Origin of the sequence: Cellulomonas carbonis, from assembly GCF_014636275.1 — a bacterium.
Classification (GTDB): Bacteria; Actinomycetota; Actinomycetes; order Actinomycetales; family Cellulomonadaceae; genus Actinotalea; species Actinotalea carbonis.
The window spans coordinates 1-512 of record NZ_BMEB01000067.1; the positions used below are offsets into that span (position 1 = coordinate 1).

1 protein-coding gene is annotated in these 512 nt (G+C 65.4%); it reads left to right on the top strand.

Annotation, left to right across the window (positions count from 1 at the left end; genetic code table 11):
- Positions 1-285 precede the first annotated feature (285 nt).
- A partial coding sequence (locus tag IEV86_RS17730; protein ID WP_188484863.1) for an ACT domain-containing protein occupies positions 286-512 on the top strand: 227 nt, incomplete at its 3' end.

Sequence of the window (512 nt, forward strand, 5' to 3'; positions counted from 1 at the left end):
ATTCTCCGAGGCGATCATCTCGAGCGTCGACCGCTGGCGGCCCAGCTCGAGGTCGAGGACTTCGGCAATCTGCGGGTCGATGTCGGCAAGCGAAGCCTGCATCGAGTTTTCGGTCATGAGTACTCTCCTGTGGCATCCGATGATGGGAGCGAGGCAGCGCGCAAACCGCGGCCGTCACCCGGCACCATGCTAACAGCGACGCCGCCTGCTTCCGGGGCCGCGACCGCCATCCGGATGCCGACTCGGAGTGGGCGTTGAGCGCAGCCACCGATTAGGATCGAGTCCATGAGCTGCGAATGGATCCTGAGAGTCACCTGCCCCGATTCGACCGGCATCGTCCACGCCGTGACCGGGGTGCTCGCGGGCCTGGGCGGCAACATCACCGAATCCCAGCAGTTCTCCTCCCCCGATTCTCGTCAGTTCTTCCTGCGCCTGCAGTTCTCGACGCCTGCAGAGACCACGGCCCAGACCGTGGAAGGGGCACTCGCCGAGGTGGCTCCCCGGTTCGCGAT